The sequence below is a fragment of the Streptomyces bikiniensis genome, from assembly GCF_000716625.1.
Classification (GTDB): Bacteria; Actinomycetota; Actinomycetes; order Streptomycetales; family Streptomycetaceae; genus Streptomyces; species Streptomyces bikiniensis.
This window is the reverse complement of the sequence record NZ_JNXJ01000045.1, coordinates 16753-34669: the sequence shown is the minus strand read 5'-3', so window position 1 is coordinate 34669 and position 17917 is coordinate 16753. Positions and strand designations below refer to the sequence as shown.

The 17917-nt window shown below is 71.1% G+C and carries 15 protein-coding genes and 1 pseudogene; 10 read left to right on the top strand and 6 right to left on the bottom strand.

The genetic code is table 11. The features are described from left to right. Positions 1 to 35: 35 nt before the first annotated feature. From OO47_RS38160 to OO47_RS27785, 3 genes are all read right to left on the bottom strand, one after another. Entirely contained in the window at positions 36 to 200 is a 165-nt protein-coding gene (locus OO47_RS38160) for a hypothetical protein (protein ID WP_234323320.1), read from the bottom strand. A 33-nt stretch (positions 201 to 233) separates the two neighbouring features. Continuing rightward, the gene (locus tag OO47_RS38155; RefSeq protein ID WP_234323319.1) at positions 234 to 443 is read right to left on the bottom strand and encodes a hypothetical protein; all 210 of its coding nucleotides are present in this window, start codon (positions 441 to 443) and stop codon (positions 234 to 236) included. A gap of 264 nt (positions 444 to 707) precedes the next feature. After that, positions 708 to 1418: a hypothetical protein gene (locus OO47_RS27785; protein ID WP_030220730.1), complete on the bottom strand. Its 711-nt coding sequence runs from the start codon at positions 1416 to 1418 to the stop codon at positions 708 to 710. A gap of 286 nt (positions 1419 to 1704) precedes the next feature. Between OO47_RS27785 and OO47_RS27780 the strand changes: the two genes are divergently transcribed. The 9 genes from OO47_RS27780 (at position 1705) to OO47_RS27740 (ending at position 13946) form a co-directional block, all read left to right on the top strand. Beyond that, entirely contained in the window at positions 1705 to 3216 is a 1512-nt protein-coding gene (locus OO47_RS27780; RefSeq protein ID WP_030220728.1) for a flavin-containing monooxygenase, read from the top strand. Then, complete coding sequence (locus OO47_RS27775) at positions 3209 to 4108, top strand: alpha/beta fold hydrolase (protein ID WP_030220726.1); 900 nt, start codon at positions 3209 to 3211, stop codon at positions 4106 to 4108. Before OO47_RS27780 ends, OO47_RS27775 begins: the two co-directional genes overlap by 8 nt. A gap of 537 nt (positions 4109 to 4645) precedes the next feature. Then, positions 4646 to 6073, top strand: a complete 1428-nt coding sequence (locus tag OO47_RS27770) for an APC family permease (RefSeq protein ID WP_030220723.1) — start codon at positions 4646 to 4648, stop codon at positions 6071 to 6073. 52 nt (positions 6074 to 6125) lie between these two features. Next, the gene (locus tag OO47_RS27765; protein WP_234323318.1) at positions 6126 to 6785 is read left to right on the top strand and encodes a hypothetical protein; all 660 of its coding nucleotides are present in this window, start codon (positions 6126 to 6128) and stop codon (positions 6783 to 6785) included. A 58-nt stretch (positions 6786 to 6843) separates the two neighbouring features. Next, on the top strand, positions 6844 to 8151 hold the full coding sequence (locus OO47_RS27760) for a glutamine synthetase family protein (RefSeq protein WP_199812349.1): 1308 nt from the start codon (positions 6844 to 6846) through the stop codon (positions 8149 to 8151). Further along, positions 8148 to 8924, top strand: a complete 777-nt coding sequence (locus tag OO47_RS27755) for a gamma-glutamyl-gamma-aminobutyrate hydrolase family protein (RefSeq protein ID WP_030220715.1) — start codon at positions 8148 to 8150, stop codon at positions 8922 to 8924. The genes OO47_RS27760 and OO47_RS27755 overlap by 4 nt, the downstream gene beginning before the upstream one ends. Then, positions 8906 to 11353, top strand: a complete 2448-nt coding sequence (locus tag OO47_RS27750; protein ID WP_234323317.1) for an AMP-binding protein — start codon at positions 8906 to 8908, stop codon at positions 11351 to 11353. The genes OO47_RS27755 and OO47_RS27750 overlap by 19 nt, the downstream gene beginning before the upstream one ends. Beyond that, positions 11350 to 12480, top strand: a complete 1131-nt coding sequence (locus OO47_RS27745; protein WP_030220707.1) for a Zn-dependent alcohol dehydrogenase — start codon at positions 11350 to 11352, stop codon at positions 12478 to 12480. Before OO47_RS27750 ends, OO47_RS27745 begins: the two co-directional genes overlap by 4 nt. Further along, positions 12477 to 13946: an aldehyde dehydrogenase family protein gene (locus OO47_RS27740; protein ID WP_030220704.1), complete on the top strand. Its 1470-nt coding sequence runs from the start codon at positions 12477 to 12479 to the stop codon at positions 13944 to 13946. Before OO47_RS27745 ends, OO47_RS27740 begins: the two co-directional genes overlap by 4 nt. Positions 13947 to 13998: 52 nt before the next feature. Here the strand turns inward: OO47_RS27740 and OO47_RS27735 are convergent, their stop codons facing one another. Beyond that, a complete protein-coding gene (locus OO47_RS27735) occupies positions 13999 to 15174 on the bottom strand; it encodes a helix-turn-helix domain-containing protein (protein ID WP_033210519.1) in 1176 nt (391 codons plus the stop codon). 354 nt (positions 15175 to 15528) lie between these two features. Here OO47_RS27735 and OO47_RS27730 point away from each other — a divergent pair. After that, positions 15529 to 15684 (top strand): annotated as a pseudogene (locus OO47_RS27730) (pirin); the annotation flags it as partial. A 292-nt stretch (positions 15685 to 15976) separates the two neighbouring features. Here the strand turns inward: OO47_RS27730 and dgoD are convergent. Both dgoD and OO47_RS27720 read right to left on the bottom strand, forming a co-directional pair. Then, positions 15977 to 17122: a galactonate dehydratase gene (gene dgoD / locus OO47_RS27725; protein ID WP_030220697.1), complete on the bottom strand. Its 1146-nt coding sequence runs from the start codon at positions 17120 to 17122 to the stop codon at positions 15977 to 15979. Beyond that, positions 17119 to 17871: an SDR family NAD(P)-dependent oxidoreductase gene (locus OO47_RS27720; protein WP_030220694.1), complete on the bottom strand. Its 753-nt coding sequence runs from the start codon at positions 17869 to 17871 to the stop codon at positions 17119 to 17121. Before OO47_RS27720 ends, dgoD begins: the two co-directional genes overlap by 4 nt. Between the last annotated feature and the right edge of the window lie 46 nt (positions 17872 to 17917).

The following is a 17917-nucleotide window of genomic DNA, read 5'->3' as shown; positions in this document are numbered from 1 at the left end:
GCGGAACGAGCCCGATTCCTGCAGCTGCGTTGTGGTCATGGAGAGCGCGGTACGCGTGGAAAAACACGCACGTCCGGGCCCCATGTGGCGAGGGCCAGGGTGTAGAAGGCCGTGCGCTGTGCGTCGTCGTACGGAATCGGGAAGAAGTCGTACGTGACGGTGACGACCAGGCCGGCCGCGACGGCCGCCGCGGCGGCCAAGGCCCAGCGCTTGGCGCCGATCTCCCGGAGGCGTCACACGAAGTACGCGAGGAAGACCGCCGTGAGGGCGTTCACGACGACATAGAAGGACGCCGCGCCCGCGTGGAACTCCTGATGGAACTGCTGGAGGTGGATACCTGCCGCAGCGGCCAAGGCGAACACGCCGATGTCGACCGTCAGGGACGGCTTGTAACGGTGCGTCACGCGCAGGAGGCCCATCACCACGATCAGGGTGATGCCCACCGAGCGCGAGAACGCGTCGAAGAAGTACGCGAGGAAGTACAGGGGGCTGTCCTCGTCGCCCCCGAGCAGAGCCCAGAAGCAGGAAGTTCGTTCCGGACGTGCCGACGACCATCCATTCCAGCCCCAGCAGGTAATTGCCGTGGCGCCGGATGAACCTCCACCCGTAGAAGAACCCGGTGAAGATCATCCAGGTATCGGCCAGCAGGAAGATCAGTTCCCTCATTCCGCGCGCTCCTTCAGTCATTGCGGATGTACCGAAGGCGTTCAGACCGGCCCGTTCCGTCTGCCGGCGGGGTTGGAGACGGCGGCCGGGGCGGGGTGTGCGTCGCCCCTCTCGTCGTGGGCGGCGAGGGCCGCGTACGCCCGGTAGATGACGAGCATCGTGAGGCCCCAGGTGAACAGCGCGAGAATGTAGAACCGGGTGTGGTCGGCGTCGTCGCCGGGGATGCGCCAGAAGTCGTAGATCGATGCGACGACCAGGTTCAGCGCTGTGGCGCCGACCGTCCAAGCGGCGTGCGTGCGCTCGCCGAACTTCCAGAGGCGCCACGCGAAGTAGCAGAGGAAGCCGGAAGTCGCGAGCGCGGTGACGAGGAAGAACACCTTGCCCGGCGTGCCGATCTCCTCGGCGAACTCGGAGAGGAGGAACCCGAGGACCGCGGCCAGGGCGAAGGCGCCCACCTCGACTCGGGCTGAGGGCTTGTACCTGTGGGTGACGGCCAGCAACCCGAGGACCAGGATCAGCGTGAACCCGATCGAGCGCGAGAACGCGTCCAGGAAGAAGGCGATGCGGTACATCGGTGAATCGGGGCCGGCCTTGGTCACTCCATAGATCAGGAAATTGGTCCCGGATACGCCCATGACGATCCACTCGAGGCCGAGCAGATAGTTGTGATGGCCTCTGATGAACTTCACGCCGCAGACGAATCCGACGGCGATCATCCAGATGTCCGACGCGGCGAACAGTACGTCGCGCATGGCAGCGCCTCCTTGAGCGTGACCGTGATCCGGTGCGGCTGCTTCCACAGTGGCGTGTCCGCGAGGACGCCCGCTACGTCGATGTGCAACCAGGTGTCGCGACCGCCGCAACACACTGCACCACGACGACGCCATACGGGCGGTAGCGCAATGGTTGGGGAGGTGCACTGTGCACCACGCCGTCCCGCAGGTCGGGGCATTGCGTTGTAGAGCCGCGGCTGCCATGGCGGGCACCGTGGAATCACACACCGACGTGATCAGCACGCAAAGACGGAAAGGCGGCGCGATGAACACATCGAAGCACCAGCCCGAGGAATTCGACATCGTCGTCATCGGTGCCGGCATCTCCGGCATCGGCGCCGCGCGGTACTTCGTCGAGGCGTTCCCCGACAAGCGCGTCGTCGTGTTCGAAGGGCGTGATGACATCGGCGGCACCTGGGACCTTTTCAAGTATCCCGGCATCCGGTCCGATTCCGACCTCCACACCTTCGGCTACGAGTTCAAGCCCTGGAGGGACCACGCCGCCATCGCGGAAGCCCCCAAGATCCTGAACTACCTGCGGGAGACGATCGAGGAGAACGATCTGGGCGGGCTCATCCGCCTCGGGCACAGCGTGCGCCGCGCGGAATGGTCGAGCGTCGACGCGCGCTGGACGATCGACGTGCACACTGCCGACGGCGACAAGCGTGTCACCGCCAACTGGATCTTCGCAGGCACCGGGTACTACAACTACGACGAGGGCTACACCCCGTATTTCGAGGGCCGGGAGGACTTCGCCGGCGACATCATTCACCCGCAACACTGGCCCGAGGGCTACGACTACGCGGGCAAGAAGGTCGTCGTGATCGGAAGCGGTGCGACCGCCGTGACGCTGATTCCGTCCATGCTGACCGGCGAGGGCGCCGCCGCCCACGTGACCATGCTCCAGCGCACCCCCACCTACGTGATGCCCTGGCCGAAGGTCGATTCCCTCGCCCTCCTCCTCACCCGGCTCTTCGGCGAACGCCGCGGCTACGCGCTGACCCGGTTCAACAACATCTGGATCGATCGGGGCGTGGTCAAGTCCCTCCGCACCTTCCCGCGGCTGGGCCGCGCGCTCATCCGGCGCATCAACAAGAAGCTGCTGCCCGAGGGCTACGACGTGGACACCCACTTCAACCCGCCCTACGACCCGTGGGACCAGCGCCTGTGCCTTTCCCCCGACGGCGACTTCTTCGCCGTCCTGCGCGACGGCAACGCCTCGATCGTCACCGACCGGATCACGCGTTTCACCGAGTCGGGGATCCGACTCGAGTCGGGCGGCCACCTCGACGCCGACGTGATCGTCACCGCGACCGGCCTCAACGTGCGCCTGCTCGGCGGCATCGACCTGGCGGTCGACGGTGTGCCGGTGAACCTCGCCGACCGCGTCGTCTACCGCGGCACCCTGCTCTCGGGGATCCCCAACCTCGCCATCGCCATCGGCTACACGACCTCGTCGTGGACGCTGAAGATCGGCATCCTGTGTCGCTACTTCTGTCAACTGGTCGAGCACATGGACGCCTTCGGCTACGACAGCGTCGTCGTCGAGGCCGATCCCGCCATGGAGACGCGGCCGGTCATGGACCTCAGCGCGGGTTACGCGCAACGGGCCCGTGAGACCACCCCGAAGCAGGGCACGGGCATGTGGCAGATGTCGATGTCGTACCCGCAGGACGCCAAGTTGCTGCGCGGTCCCCTGCTGGACGACACGCTGCAGTTCGGATCCACCACCGACGAAAGCTCGAACTCGACAGCACGGAAGGCGATCCGTGCCTGACTCCACCGAGGACCGCTTCGTCACCCTTCCGGGCGGCACGCGGGTCTGCTACCGAATCGACGGCGAGTCCGGCACCCCGCCGATCCTGCTCATCGCCGGCCTCGCCGAGGACTTGACGATGTGGTCCGAGCGGTTCGTCTCCGCGCTCGCCGACACCGGTCGTCGGGTGATCCGCATGGACAACCGCGACTGCGGGCGCTCCACCTACGCGACCACTCCACCACCCAGCACGCTCCGGCAACTACTCGGCCGGCCCCGCCGCGACGCGTACACGCTGGCCGACATGGCGGCCGATGCCGCGCAGCTGATCGAGCACGTCGGTCTGGGGCCGGTGCACCTCGTCGGGCGCTCGATGGGCGGGATGATCGCGCAGACCGTCGCGGCGCGGTACCCCGAACTCACCAGGTCGCTGACCTCTTTGTACTCCACCACGGGTGATCCGAAGGTCGGCCGGCCGGCCGCGTCCACCATGGTGCTGCTCGCCGCCCCGCCGCCGCGGAACCGGGTGCAGGCCGTGCGTGCGCACCTTCGCATGACGGCGCACCTCGCGGGCACCGGCTTCCCGATCGACGAGGCCGAAGAAACACGCCACGCCGTTCGGACGTGGAACCGCACGGCCGGCGACGGTGCGGCGGGGACCGCCCGGCAGGTCCAGGCCATCCATGCCTCGGGCGACCGGACGGCGGAGATCGCCCGCATCACGGCCCCCACCCTGGTGCTCAACGGCGATCGCGACCTCATCGTCGCGCCGTCCGGGGGCGACGCCACCGCGGCCGCGATCCCGGACGCGCGGCACGTGGTGATTCCCGGAATGGGGCACCACCTGCCCGACGCGCTCGCGCCCCTGGTCGCCGACCACGTCGTCGGACACCTCGAAAAGGCATCGGGATGACCGCGCCGCGCACCACGGACGTCGTCATCGGCGCCGGCCTCTCCGTGGTGGCCGCGGCACGACGGCCGGCGCGGGCCGGCCGACCGGCCGGTCGTGGTGATCGAAGCCGGTGACCGTGTCGGCGGCCGCACGATGGACCTGACGTCGCCGACGGCGTGATCACCGAAGGCGGCGGACAGGGGGTCGGACCGGGCCAGGACGGGGTCCTCGCGCTTCTAGACGCGCTCGGAACCTTCGGGACCCACGTCGCTGGCAAGCCGACCTATCCACCGGCGCGGCCGCTCGAAGCGGTACGGCGGCCTCATTCCGCCGCTGCGCCCAAAGCGCGATCGGTGTCGGTCGCGCCGGTTCGCGACGCGAACGTTGCTCGTCCCCCCGTTCCGTAGGGGGTGCGCCAGTGCGCGGCGCAACCGCCGCGCCGACCGACGATCTCGGTGTCACCGGGACTCCTCGGCGCGAGGGCGCGAGATCTCGCCGTCGGAAGCTGCCGCGTCGGAGACGCCGGCACGGAGAGCACCACTGAAGGGAGCAGCCGTCATGAGCCAGCAGCGCGAAGCGCGGACGCAAGAGCTCACCACCGGCCTGGACCGGACCCTGGGCGTCCCGCAGATCGTCTTCATGGTCGTGGCGATGGCCGCGCCGCTGACGGTGTTCGCCGGACTCATCCCGTTGATGCTCGGTTCGGGGAACGGGATCGGAACGCCGGTCGACTTCGCGATCGTCGGAGTCGTGCTCGTACTGTTCACGATCGGGTACTCGGCGATGACCCCTGAGGTGCGCAACGCGGGTGCCTTCTCCTCCTACGTCCAGCGCGGCCTCGGCAGCGGCGCCGGGTTGGGCGCCGCCGCGCTCGCCCTGGTCACGTACGCACTCCTCATCGTCGCCGTCTCGGCGTACCTCGGGGCCGCCGCGCGCAACGTGATCGAGACCTTCTTCGGCGTCCCGGTGCCGTGGTGGGGCCTCGCGGGCGCCGGACTCGCGGCCATCGGGTACCTGGGGCACCGCAACGTCGAGGTCAGCGCGCGAGTACTCGGCGCGCTGCTCATCGCGGAGGTCGGGATCGTCGCCCTCGTCGACCTCGCCATCGTGCTGCGCGGCGGCGACCAAGGTCTCTCCGCGGCCCCGCTCACCTGGGACGCGTTCACCAGCGGCGCCACCGGCACCGGGATCATGTTCGCCGTCTTCGGGTTCGTCGGTTTCGAGGCCACGGCCGTCTTCCGGTCCGAGGCCGAGGACCCCGACCGGACCGTCCCGAGGGCCACCTACATCGCGGTCGTCCTGATCGCCGTGATCTACGCCTTCTCGTCCTGGGCCATGATCAACGGCCTCGGCATCGCGCGTGCCGTCGATCTCGCGGCGCATGACCCCGAAGGACTCGCGCCCGGACTCGCCACCCGCTATCTGTCCCAAGCCGCCCACGACGTCATGCAGGTTCTCCTCGTCACCAGCTTCTTCGCCTGCGTCCTCACCGCGCACAACGTGGTGGCCCGCTACCTCTTCGCCCTCGGCCGCCAGGGCGTGCTCCCGGTCTCGCTCGGCTCGGTGCACCCCGCGCACCGGTCGCCGCACGTGGCCTCGCTGCTGACCTCCGGGCTGATCGGCCCCCTGCTCGCGGCCACGGCGATCGCCGGCCTCGATCCGGTCGTCGAGGTCTACGCCTGGTTCGGCGGTGCCGGGACCCTCGGGCTCATCGTGCTGCTGGCTCTGACGTCCGCGGCGATCGTCGTGCACTTCCGCAGGGTCCGCACGGCGGCCGCATGGACGGGCACCGTCGCCCCCGGCCTGGCGCTCGGCGCGCTCGGAACGATCCTCGTGCTCGTCATCGGCAACTTCGAGCTCCTGATCGGGTCGCGCACCGGAGCGAACGTCTTCCTCGCGGTCGTCGTCGCGGCGTTCGCCGGCGGCCTCGTGTGGGCGGCGCTGCTGCGCCGGCGCCGACCGGACGTCTACGCCGCCCTGGAATGACCGCCGCGCTCACAGCCCAGTAGCGCCACATTCGCCATCGAAAGGCATGAGAGTGACAGAAACCGCTGCGATTCCGAAGAGTCCCGTCGCTCAGCGTGCGCCGGTCCGGATAGAGATCGACGACGATGCCACGCCCGTCGTCCGGCTGCTCGGCCGGACCCTGCGCGACGCGGTCCGGACCGGTCACGCCCCCGAGGTGCTCGGCCGGGGCACGGGGACGGTCGCCGTCCGCTCGCACGTCACCCCGCAGGCCGCCACCGTCACGCTGCACGGCGGCGCCGTCACCGTGACCGGCGGCGTCTTCGCGCCGGCCGACGCCACGCTGGTCGTCGACCTCGAATCCCGTTTCGCGCCCACGCGGGATCCGGACGGTGACGCGGAACTGGCCGGCGGGATGCTCCGCGCCCTCCGGCCCCCGTTGCCTCCATGGCGCGAGGCCGCCGAGCACTTCTGGGACGTGACCCGCGGCATCCGCGGCGTCCCCGACGTCCTCGTCGCGGTGGCGAGGGAGCCGGAGGGCCCCCAGGAGGCCAGATTCGGTGCGGGCCCCAGCACGTACCGCATGGTCGGCACGCCCGAGGCGCTGGCGGGCGTGTTCACCGGCGCCGACTACCTGCTCACCTCCCTGGAGTCCGGCCTGCGGGTCCAGGGGACGCTCTCGCAGCTGTCGGTCATGACGGCTGCCTCGTGGAAGGTTCGCTTCGATGTCTGAACTCACCCGGCCGGCATCCACCAGGTCCGCTCGGACAGCACCCACGAGAGCCGTCCGCTTGGAGGCCACCGGCCACGACGGGAGCTTCCTGGGGAAGACCGTCACGCCGGCGAAGTTCGCGTCCGGTAAGGAGTCGGGCTTCGCCTTCGCCGACATCCTGTTCGCGATCGACCTGGGCAACGCGTTCGTGTACGGCGACGCGTTCCCGGACTGGCGCGGCAACCTCTACGACATCTCGATGATCCCCGACATGGCCACGCTGGTGCAGTGGAAGCCCGGCCTCGAAGCAGTCATCGGTGACTACTGGCTACGGGACGGGCGGCCGGTGCCGATCTGTCCGCGGAACATGGTGCGCAGACTGGTCGAGCGCCTCCAGGCCCTCGGCTACACCGCCAAGGTCGCGGTGGAGATCGAAACGACGCTGTTCGCGGAGTCCGTCCAGGAGGCGCGGGCCCGCGGGTACCGCGATCTCACCCCGCTCGGCGGAGACACCGGCGCCACCTACCACCTGGCGAGGTCGAAGGACTGGGTCGACTACATGGACGCGGTCACCGACCGGCTCGACGAGCTCGGCATCACCTGGGAGGCGTGGACCGACGAGGCCGCCCCCGGCCAGACCGAGTTGAACCTCGCGCCCAGTGATCCGGTGTCGCTCGGGGACTCCTGGGTGCGCACCAAGCAGGTGATGCGCGAAGTCGCGTTCGAGCAGGACCGGTCGGTGACCTTCATGGCCAAGCCGACCGCCGGATTCGGGCAGGGCGCGCACATCAACCTCTCGCTGCACCGGGACGGCGAGAACCAGTTCTTCGCACCCGGAGGACCGTCCGAGGTGATGCTGCAGGCCGTCGGCGGGCTGATGGCCACGATGGCGGGAAACACCCTTCTGGCGCTGCCGCAGATCACCTCGTACCGGCGCCTGGTCGACATCAGCGGCCCACCGACCACCATCAGCTGGGGCGTCAACAACAAGACCGCGGCGGTGCGGGCCATCGTCGGGCACCCCAAGTACGCGCGGCTCGAGTACCGGCTACCCGGTTCGGACGTCAACCCGTACTACGCGCTGGCCGGCGTGCTGGCCGGGGTCGTGGCCGGCATCGAACGGCGGATGCAGGCACCGCCGCAGGTCGACGACATGGCGTGGAGCCTGCCGTACGACAGCGGGGTCGAGCGGATCCCGGACACGATCACGAAGGCCATCGCCGCGCTGGAAGGCGACGAGATACTCCGCGAGTACCTGGGCGAGGAGTTCGTCGACTTCTGGGTGGCGTCGCGCCGGTGGGAATGGATGGAGTTCCACACCAAGGGCGGTGACCCGTACGCCGAGCTCTCCGCGTGGGAGACCCGTCGCTACTTCGAGTTCCCGTGAGCGGCAAGCCACTGGTCGGTATCACCGGCCGCCGGTTCCGGCTGGGCCTGATCGCCGGAACGGACGACCGTTACGCCACGGCGTGCGTGGACTCGTACATGTCCGCGTTCGCGACGCGGGTGGCGCAGGCCGGCGGGGTGCCCGTGCTCCTGTCCTACGACGCCGATCCGCTGGACGTCTGCGCGTGGGTGTCCGGGGTGGTGATCACCGGCGGGCAGGACGTGCACCCGGCCCGGTGGGGCGGCGACACCTCCGTGGTCCGCGATGTCGACCCTCGGCTCGATCCCCATGCGCACGATCCGGAACGCGACGACTACGAGTTCACCCTGACCCGCGCCGCCGTGGACCGCGGCATCCCCGTGCTGGGGGTGTGCCGCGGGATGCAGCTGCTCAACGTGGCGCTGGGCGGAACGCTCGTCGCGGACCTGCCGCCCGGCCCCGTGCCGCACTTGTCGCCGCTGGCCGCGCCCACCGACGGCGACGCCGAGCACGTCGTGACCTTCGAGCCCGGCTCGACGGCCGCGCGGCTCTTCGGCGACAGCGCCGTCACCAACTCGTGGCACCACCAGGCCGTCGACCGGTGCGGCGCGGGGCTCGTCGTCACGGGCCGCACGCCCGACGGGGTGGCGGAGGCCGTGGAGGCGCCCGGCGCGCCGATCCTCGGGGTGCAGTGGCACCCCGAGTGGATGGAACGGGACGACCCGGCCATGGCCTGGATCGTCGACGAATCGAGACAACGACAGGAGGCCGGAGCATGCCGGCTGACCCGATGACCGCGACCACGCCCGGGGACGGAACACCGGGGCGTCCCGCCGTCGCCCTCGACCGGACGGGGGAGACGCCCCGGGTGCGTACCGTCACCGGCCTGCTGGCGGACGGTGCCGCCCGCACTCCCGGCGCCGAACTGCTGCGGTTCGGCGACGCCTCGTGGACCTACGAGCAGGCCGACGCATCGTCGTCGCGGCTGGCGCACCGCCTCGTCGAGGTCGACGGCGTGGCGCCGGGCGACCGCGTCGCGATCATGCTGCCGAACGTCCCGCAGTGGCCGCTCACCTGGTTCGCGGTGCTCAAGGCCGGTGCCGTCACCGTGCCCGTCAACGCGGCGTACCGAGCGGCCGACCTGGCGTTCGTGCTCCGCGACTCCGGCGCGCGAGCGATCGTCACCGACACCGAGCACCTCCCGCTGGTGCGCCGGGCGGTGTCCGACGACGACGCCCTCGCGGGCATCCGCGTCGTCGACGTCGCCGACATCCCCGACACGGGCCTCCCGGCCACCGCGCCGGACGTCGCGATCACCCCGGACACGCTGGCCAACCTGCAGTACACCTCGGGCACCACCGGATTCCCGAAGGCGTGCATGCTGACCCACGACTACTGGACCCGCATCGCCCGGGACTGCGCCGCGGCCGCCGGCCTCGGCGACGACGACGTGCTGCTCACGGCACAGCCCTTCTCGTACATGGACCCGCAGTGGAACACGGTGCTCGCCCTGACCGCCGGCGCGCCCCTGGTGGTGCTGCCGCGGTTCTCCGCGTCGGGGTTCATGGCCGACGTGCGGCGCCACCGCGTGACCTTCTGCTACGTCCTCGGAGCGATGCCCACCCTGCTGTTCAAGCAGCCGCCCGCCGCCGACGACCGGGACAACCACCTGCGTGCGGTGTTCTGTTCCGCGATCCCCGTGGCGCTGCACGCCCGGCTGGAGGACCGCTGGGGCGCACCGTGGCGAGAGCTGTACGGCATGACCGAGAGCGGGATCGACCTGATCAGCCCGCTCGCCGATCCCGCGGTCGTCGGGAGCGGCGGCATCGGGCGGCCCGTGCCCACCAAGCGCGTCAGGATCGTGGACGCCGACGGCGCCGAGGTCCCCACCGGCACACCCGGCGAACTGACCGTGTCCGGAAAGCCGATGATGCTCGGCTACTGGAACCGGCCCGGGGAGACCGCGCGGGCGCTACGGGACGGATGGCTGCACACCGGCGATCTCGCGGTCGCCGACGACCGGGGCGAGATCCGCCTGGTGGGCCGCATCAAGGACATGGTGCGGCGCGGCGGCGAGAACGTGGCCAGCGCCGAGGTGGAGGCGGCGCTCGAAACCGACGACCGCGTCGTCGCGGCCGCGGTCGTCGCCGAACCCGACGAGGTGCTCGGGGAGGAGGTCAAGGTCTTCGTCCAGCTCGCGGCGGGCTGCACCGGCGACCGGACGACGGCCGAGGCCATCATCGCCCGGGTCGCGGAACGGCTCGCGCGGTTCAAAGTGCCGCGCTACGTCGAATTCGTCGCGGACTTCCCCCGGACCCCGTCGGAGCGGGTGTCCAAGCCCGCGCTCAGGGCCCGGGCGGCCGAAGCCCCCGGCACCACCTTCGACCTGTGCGACCGGACCTCGTCGACCCCCGCGGCGTCGTCGGACGCGGCCCTGTCGGACACGGCGGCCGAACACGTGCTCGTCGACGTCATCCGCGAGGTCGCCGTGATCACCCTGCGGCGCCCGTCGAAGCTCAACGCGCTCACCGTCGGAATGCGCCAGCGCCTCGCCGCGCTCATCCGCGAACACGGCACCGGTGAGCGGGCCCGGGGAATCGTGATCACGGGCACGGGCCGCGCGTTCAGCGCGGGCGAGGACCTCAGCGCTCCGCCGACCACGTTCGCCGAGATGCGCGAGACCTTCGAGACCTTCCACGACGTCACCCGGGCGGTGATCGAGACCCGGGTCCCCGTGGTCGCGGCGATCAACGGGATCGCGGTGGGCGGCGCCTCGGAGATCACGCTGTGCTGCGACGCGCGGCTGGGCACCCCGCAGACCACGTTCTTCCAGCCGGAGAATGCCCGCGGCCTCACGATCTCCAACGCGTCGAGCGTGCTCCTCACCCGCATCGTCCGCAATCACGCGATGCGGATCGTCCTGGGCTCGGAGCGCATCGGCGCCGAAGAAGCACTGCGGATCGGTCTCATCGACCAGATCGTCGGACAGGACGACCTGCTGGACCGCGCGATCGACCTCGTCCGTGCCTGGACACCGGAGGGCGGCAACAACACCGCCCTGCACCTCGCACTGCTGCGGCCCCCGTCCGAGGAGATCGAACGCGCCTTCGCACTGGAGGACGCCGCGGCCGACGCGTCGTGGAACAGCGGCGCGCTGACCGCGGGCATCGCGGGCTTCTGGAACGCGAAGAAGCCCGCCACCACGACCGGAGAGAACGAATGATCACCACCCGCGCGGCCGTGCTCACGAAGGTGGGCGAACCCCTGCGCCTGACCGGCATCCACGTCGACGAGCCCGAGCCGCACGAAGTGCGGATCGCCGTCACGCACGTCGGGCTCTGCCACAGCGACCTGCACTACGTCACCGGCACCGTCTCCACCGACCTGCCGGTGGTGGTCGGTCACGAGGTGGCCGGCGTCGTCGAATCCGTCGGCTCGGCCGTCACGGACCTGCGTCCCGGCGACCACGTCACCGGCGCGCTCACCCCGTCGTGCGGCCAGTGCGCGAACTGCAACGCGGCCCGTTCGACACAGTGCCGGCGGCTCGACGAGATCCGGCGCCGCCCGCGGCCCGCGTACACCCTGCCCGACGGGACAGCGGTCGCCCGACTCGGCGACCTGGGCGCGTTCTCCGAGCACATGCTGCTGCGCGCGAACGCCGCCGTGAAGCTGCCCGACGGCGTGTCCACCCGGGTCGGCTGCCTGCTGTCGTGCTGCGTCGTCACAGGCGTCGGCGCGGTGTTCCGCGGGGCGCGGGTGCGGCCCGGCTCCACCGTGGCCGTGATCGGCTGCGGAGGCGTCGGCTCGGCCGTCATCCAGGGCGCGCGGCTCGCGGGCGCGTCCGCGATCGTCGCGATCGACGTCGACGAGCAGCGGCTGCGAGCCGCCCGCGGCTACGGCGCGACCCACACCCTGAACGGCGGCGTCGACGACGTGGCCGCCGCGGTGCGCGCCCTGCTGGGCGACGGCGTCGACTACTCCTTCGAGGCCGTCGGGTCCGCACGCACCGCCGCAACCGCCCTCGACGTGGTGCGCGCCACCGGCACGGCCTGCCTCGTCGGCATCGCTCCCGAAGGCACCGAGCTCACCCTGCCCGCGTCCGACTTCTTCTTCGGCGAGAAGCGCCTGATCGGCTCGTACATGGGGTCGGGACAGGCGCGGGAGGACATCGCCCAGTTCGCCCGGCTGTACCAGCAGGGCCGGCTGCTGCTCGACGAGATGGTCACCGAGGTCATCGACTTCGACCGGATCAACGAGGGCTTCGAGGCGATGAAGTCCGGCGAGGTGACCCGCATCGTCGTCGCCATGCCGATCCGTTCCGGCAACCCCGCCGCGGAGGAGACCCGATGAGGACCACGACACCGACAACGTCCCTCGCGCAGCCGGTGAGCTACATCGCCGGTGAGTGGGTGCGATGCCAAGAGCTCGACGCGTGGAACGTCGACCCGAACACGGGCGAGCCGGTCCACCGCACGGTGACCACGTCGCCCGCCGACCTGGAGCGGGCGCTGCGGCACGCGCAGCGCGCCTACGATGCGCTGGACTGGGCCGGTGACGACTTCCGGCTCATGCGGGCCGAGGCGCTCGAACGGGCCGCGGCGAACGTCGAGGAGCGGCTCGAGGACATCGCCCGCACCGACGCGATCACGAGCGGCACGGCGATCACCGCCACCCGCAAGCTCGCCGCGTTCCTCCCGGCCCGGATCCGGGCGGCCGCCGGCGAGGCCCGTGGCATCCCCCGCGTCACCGCGCTCGCCGCCGGCGGGCGCGACGTCCGGCTGCACCGGGTGCCCTGGGGACCCGCCGCCATCCTCACACCGTGGAACGGACCCGGCTTCATCCCGGCGGCGAAGGTCGCCAGCGCGGTGGCTTCGGGCTGCCCGGTGCTGCTCAAGCCGTCCGAGCACGCCCCCGCCAGCGCGCAGGTGATCGTCGAGTGCTTCGTCGACGCCGGCCTGCCCGAGGGCGCGCTGCAGCTCGTCCACGGCACGGGCGACATCGGCGCCGCACTCACGGCCGACCACCGGGTGAAGGTGGTGTCCTTCACCGGCGGCCCGGGCGCCGGGCGGGCCATCGCCCGCGCCGCCGCCGAGGACTTCAAGGTCCTCCAGCTCGAACTCGGCGGCAACAACCCCGTGCTCGTGCTCGACGACGCCGACCTCGACGTGACCGCCGACGGCATCCTGACCGGCATGACCAACCTGAACGGCCAGTGGTGCGAGGGGCCGGGCAAGGTCCTGGCACCGCACCGGCTGGTGCAGCCCCTGCGGGAGGCCCTCGCGGAGCGCATCGCGCGGCTGCGGATCGGGCACTCGCTCGACGAGGAGTCCGACATCGGACCCATCGCCAACGAACCGCACCACCGGAACCTGCTCCAGCGCATCGAGGGCCTGCGCGGGCTCGGTGCCGAGATCGACCAGCCGGGGGAGCTGCCCGGCCTGGCGGGCTTCTTCCTGTCCCCCACGCTCGCCACCGGTTCCGACCCGGAACGCACGACCGCCGAGCTGTTCGGGCCCGTCGTCTCCCTGCACGGTGTGGACTCGGACGAGGACGCGCTGCGCACCGCCAACGCGCACCCGTCGGGCCTGGACGCCTACGTGTTCGGCACCGACACCGACCGCGCGATCGCGATCGGTGCCCGGATCGTGTCCGGCGAGGTGCGGGTCAACGGCGCCAAGCTCGCCGATCTCGGCGACGACTCCGCCCAGAGCTTCTGGGGCCCGTCCGGCATCGGCGGCCACGGGCCCGCGGAGTCGGTGCGGGTGTTCTGCGGAGACCGGGTCGTCGGGGTCGACTCGCCGGATCTGCCCCTGTGACAGGCCCGGAGGGAGAACAAGCCCCTCACGAGCGCCACCGGACGTGAGGGGTTCAGTTCCGCAACTCCACGAGCATGAGCGCCGCGACGACGCTCGCGGCGTTGTCGGCCAGCGGCACCGGCAGCAGCTGGTCGGCGCGGGCCAGCCGCCGCTCGATGGTGTTGCGGTGCGTGAACATCCGCTCCGCGGCGGCTGAGCCGTTGAACCGCTCCCGGACATAGGTCAGCACGGTCTGCCGCAGCACCGGGTCGGCGGTCGCGAGGTCGCCCAGCGTGTCGGCCACGAACTGATCGGCCTGCGCCATGTCGGCCGTGAGCACCGACACCAGCGCGACGTCCTCGTACCGGACGACAGGGCGCGCCGAGCCCATGCGCGCCAGGAGCCGTTGCGCGGCGGAGGCGTCCAGGTGACTCCGGCGGAAACCATCGACGTCCCGCCCGCAACGTCCGAACGCGACATGGGTTCCCGGGTGGCCGGCCAGGGCGGCCACCGCCGTCTCGGCCGGCGGGACCGTGTCCGCCGGGACCCACACCCACAGCGCGGTCGCGCTCGCGTTCAGGGTGAGCCGGCACGAGGCTCCGCACATCCTCATCACGGCTTCGGCGGCCGCGTCGAGCCCCGCGGCCTCGTCGCTGGAGTCGCTCCAGATGATCGCGGCGAGGTGACTGCCCGCCAGCGCGTACCCGAGCCGCGATTCGGCCAGCGCCCGGCCGATCGGCGCACCTTCGAGCAAGAGCTGGACGGTGGAGTGCCGCTCGGCGCTGGCGCCCCGCGCGAGGTCCGCGCGTTCCTTCTCGGCGTACTCGTCGAGCGCCGCGATCGAGTCGTCGACGAACGTCGCCATCGACCGCTCGGACACCTTCATCACGTCACGGAGCTCGTCGACGACGGTGGTCGCGGCGAAGCAGGCGTCGACCCACAGCTCCCACGCCCCGTGCTGGGCGCCCCGCCACGAACCGAGGTCGTGCGTGTCCAGGCCGCGTCGCACCAGGTCGCGTGCGAACTGCAGAACCTCGGGGTCGACACACGGTCCGACCCGCATGCCGGGGTCCTGCAGGATGGCCGACAGCCAATGCCTGAAATACGCCCTGCCCATGTGACGGTCGGCCGCCGCGAACTGCGGGTCGTCCAGCAGGGCGCGGTACTCGGCCTCCCGGTGGGCGGCGGCCACGACCCCGTCGACCGCCACGCTCGTCGAAGCCAGGAGGGACTCGGCGACGTCCCGCATCAGTTCGGCAGTACGTCGGCTCGGCCGCGGCCATCCGGAATCCACCCTCGCAATATAGCGTCGGACGACACCGGCAGGGGCGTCCTCGGCCAGGGCCCGGCCCGATGTTACCGAGGTGTGTCTGACCCGCTGGACGGAGCGCTTACGGGTCCGGGCCGTCCTCCGGCGGCAAGCCCGGATCGACACGCGCCCAGCCGAACTCCCCGGCCGGGACCGAGGGATGACCGCACCCCCTCACGCACAGGCCGGACGTCTGCGGACTCTCCGGGCGCCGATGCCGACCTTTTGCTGACCCCTGCCTGAAGCAAGCGGGATCGACCTGCGGTGATGCGATGCCCGCGCGGGCCGTGGCGGAACTCCGTCGGCCGCACCGACGAGGAGATCCGCCAGGCGCGCGAGGACTGGGCGACCGGCTCCCGCTTCGGCGGGGTGAAGGGGTACGACGGTGCCCGGCTCGACGCCCCGGAGGTGCCCCCGACGCAGCTGCAGGCGCGGGGGAGGCTGCGTTGACCTGGGCCTTTTCGTGTCATGCCCGATCCTCGAACGAGGTTCGCCCGGCCATGGCTCCGGCATTCGGCGCGCCACCGGGAGGGGTGATCTCGCGACTCCTCCCGGTCGCGCAACCGATGCGGCGTGCTTCTGCTTGGGCTCCCGTGCGAGCAGGTCCGGTCAGCTGGACGCCGACCTTTTGCCGACTCCACTGACGAGTCGACAGGCGTCCCGACCGCGCCGTTCGCCGCCGGTGCGGTCACCGGAGGCGAACGTCCTGTCGATGACGGACCGAGGTGTCCGCGGTGCCCCGTCACCACTCCGCGAAGGAGCCGTCCTTGTGGCGCCAGACCGGGTTGCGCCAGCGGTGGCCGGTCTCGGCGGCGCGTTCCACGGCCTTCTCGTCGACCTCGATGCCGAGACCGGGTGCGGAGAGGAGGGCGACGTGCCCGTCCTCGTACCGGAAGACCGAGGGGTCCACCAGGTAGTCGAGGAGGTCGGAGCCGGTGTTGTAGTGGATGCCGAGGCTCTGCTCCTGGATGAGCAGGTTGGGCGTGGCGAAGCCGACCTGGAGGCAGGAGGCGAGGGCGATGGGTCCGAGCGGGCAGTGCGGGGCGAGGGACACGTCGTACGCCTCGGCCATGGCAGCGATCCTGCGGGTCTCGGAGATGCCCCCGGCGTGCGAGAGGTCGGGCTGTGCGACCGCGATGCCCGAGGCCAGTACGGAGGTGAAGTCCCAGCGGGAATACAGGCGTTCGCCTGTTGCGATGGGGATCGAGGTGGAGCGGACGATCTCGCCGATGTGCTCGCTGAGTTCGGGGACCAGCGGTTCCTCGACGAAGAAGGGCAGGTAGGGCTCCAGGAGCGGCAGCACGCGACGGGCCATGGGGATGGTCAGCCGGCCGTGGAAGTCGACCGCGATGTCGAAGGAGTCGCCCACCGCCTCCCGGATGCTCGCGACCCGTTCGACGATGCCGTGCACCGCCGCGGGGGTGTCGATGAACTCCAGTTGCGGCGAGGCGTTCATCTTGACGGCGGTGAAGCCCTCCGACCTCCTGGCGAGCGCCTGCTCCACGACGTCCTCGGGCCGGTCGCCGCCGATCCAGCTGTAGACGCGCACGCGGTCGCGGACGTTGCCGCCGAGGAGCTGCCATACGGGGACGCCGAGGGCCTTGCCCTTGATGTCCCACAGGGCCTGGTCGATGCCGGCGACGGCGCTCGAGAGGACGGGGCCGCCCCGGTAGAAGCCGCCTTTGGTGAGGACCTGCCAGTGGTCCTCGATCCGCATCGGGTCCCGGCCGATCAGGTAGTCGGACAGCTCGTCGACGGCGGCGGCGACGGTGTGGGCGCGGCCCTCGACGACGGGCTCGCCCCAGCCGGTGATCCCCTCGTCGGTGTCGATCCTCAGGAAGCACCAGCGGGGGGCGACGAGATGGGTGCGCAGAGAGGTGATCTTCACTTCGACTCCTTCTTGACCGACCAGCCGCCGTCGACGACGAGTTCGGTACCGGTGATGTAGGCGGCGTCCGGCGACGCGAGGAAGGCCACCGCGGAGGCGACCTCGTCCGCGGCGCCCAGACGGCGCAGTGCGGTGGCGTCCGCGGAGAGCCGTCGGTCCTCCTCGGACACGGTGTCCCACACCTCGGTGAGGATCGGGCCGGGAAGGACGGAGTTGAACCGCACGTCGGGTCCGTACTCGACGGCGAGCTGGCGCATCAGCGCGCACGCCCCGCCCTTGGACGCCGCGTACGCGGGGTACCCGGGCAGGCCGAAGTGGGCGTGCACGCTGGAGGTGGCGACGAACGCGCCGTTCGTCTCGCGCAGGTCTTCCAGGAAGGTGCGGGCGGCGAGGAACAGCGCCTTCAGGTTGACGGCGAGTTCGCGGTCCCACCCGTAGCCGTCCAGATCCTGTGCGGCGGCGTCACGGTGCATGAAGGCGTTGCTGTGCAGGATGCCGACCGGGCCGGGGACGGCCCGGGTCCGCTCGCGCAGCCGGAGCCAGTCCGTCTCCGAGGAGACGTCGCAGTGGACGTAGAGGGCGGAGCCGCCGGACCGGCGGATGCCGTCGGCGACTCTTTCTCCGGCGTCGTCGGCGATGTCGGCCAGGACGACCGTGGCGCCCTCGGAGGCCAGTCGGCGCGCGCTGGCCGCGCCGATGCCGGAGGCGGCGCCGGTCACGACCGCGGTGGTGCCAGCGAAGCGTTGCATGGGATGGTCCCTTCTGGTTCTGGACCGGGGCGGACGGGTGGCACCG

Bases quoted from the DNA above. Each gene is read 5' to 3' on its own strand.
- OO47_RS27745 (WP_030220707.1), top strand. From the start codon at position 11,350: ATGATCACCACCCGCGCGGCCGTGCTCACGAAGGTGGGCGAACCCCTG.
- OO47_RS27740 (WP_030220704.1), top strand. From the start codon at position 12,477: ATGAGGACCACGACACCGACAACGTCCCTCGCGCAGCCGGTGAGCTAC.
- OO47_RS27720 (WP_030220694.1), bottom strand. From the start codon at position 17,871: ATGCAACGCTTCGCTGGCACCACCGCGGTCGTGACCGGCGCCGCCTCC.
- OO47_RS27780 (WP_030220728.1), top strand. From the start codon at position 1,705: ATGAACACATCGAAGCACCAGCCCGAGGAATTCGACATCGTCGTCATC.
- OO47_RS27750 (WP_234323317.1), top strand. From the start codon at position 8,906: ATGCCGGCTGACCCGATGACCGCGACCACGCCCGGGGACGGAACACCG.
- OO47_RS27785 (WP_030220730.1), bottom strand. From the start codon at position 1,418: ATGCGCGACGTACTGTTCGCCGCGTCGGACATCTGGATGATCGCCGTC.
- OO47_RS27735 (WP_033210519.1), bottom strand. From the start codon at position 15,174: ATGCGGGACGTCGCCGAGTCCCTCCTGGCTTCGACGAGCGTGGCGGTC.
- OO47_RS27770 (WP_030220723.1), top strand. From the start codon at position 4,646: ATGAGCCAGCAGCGCGAAGCGCGGACGCAAGAGCTCACCACCGGCCTG.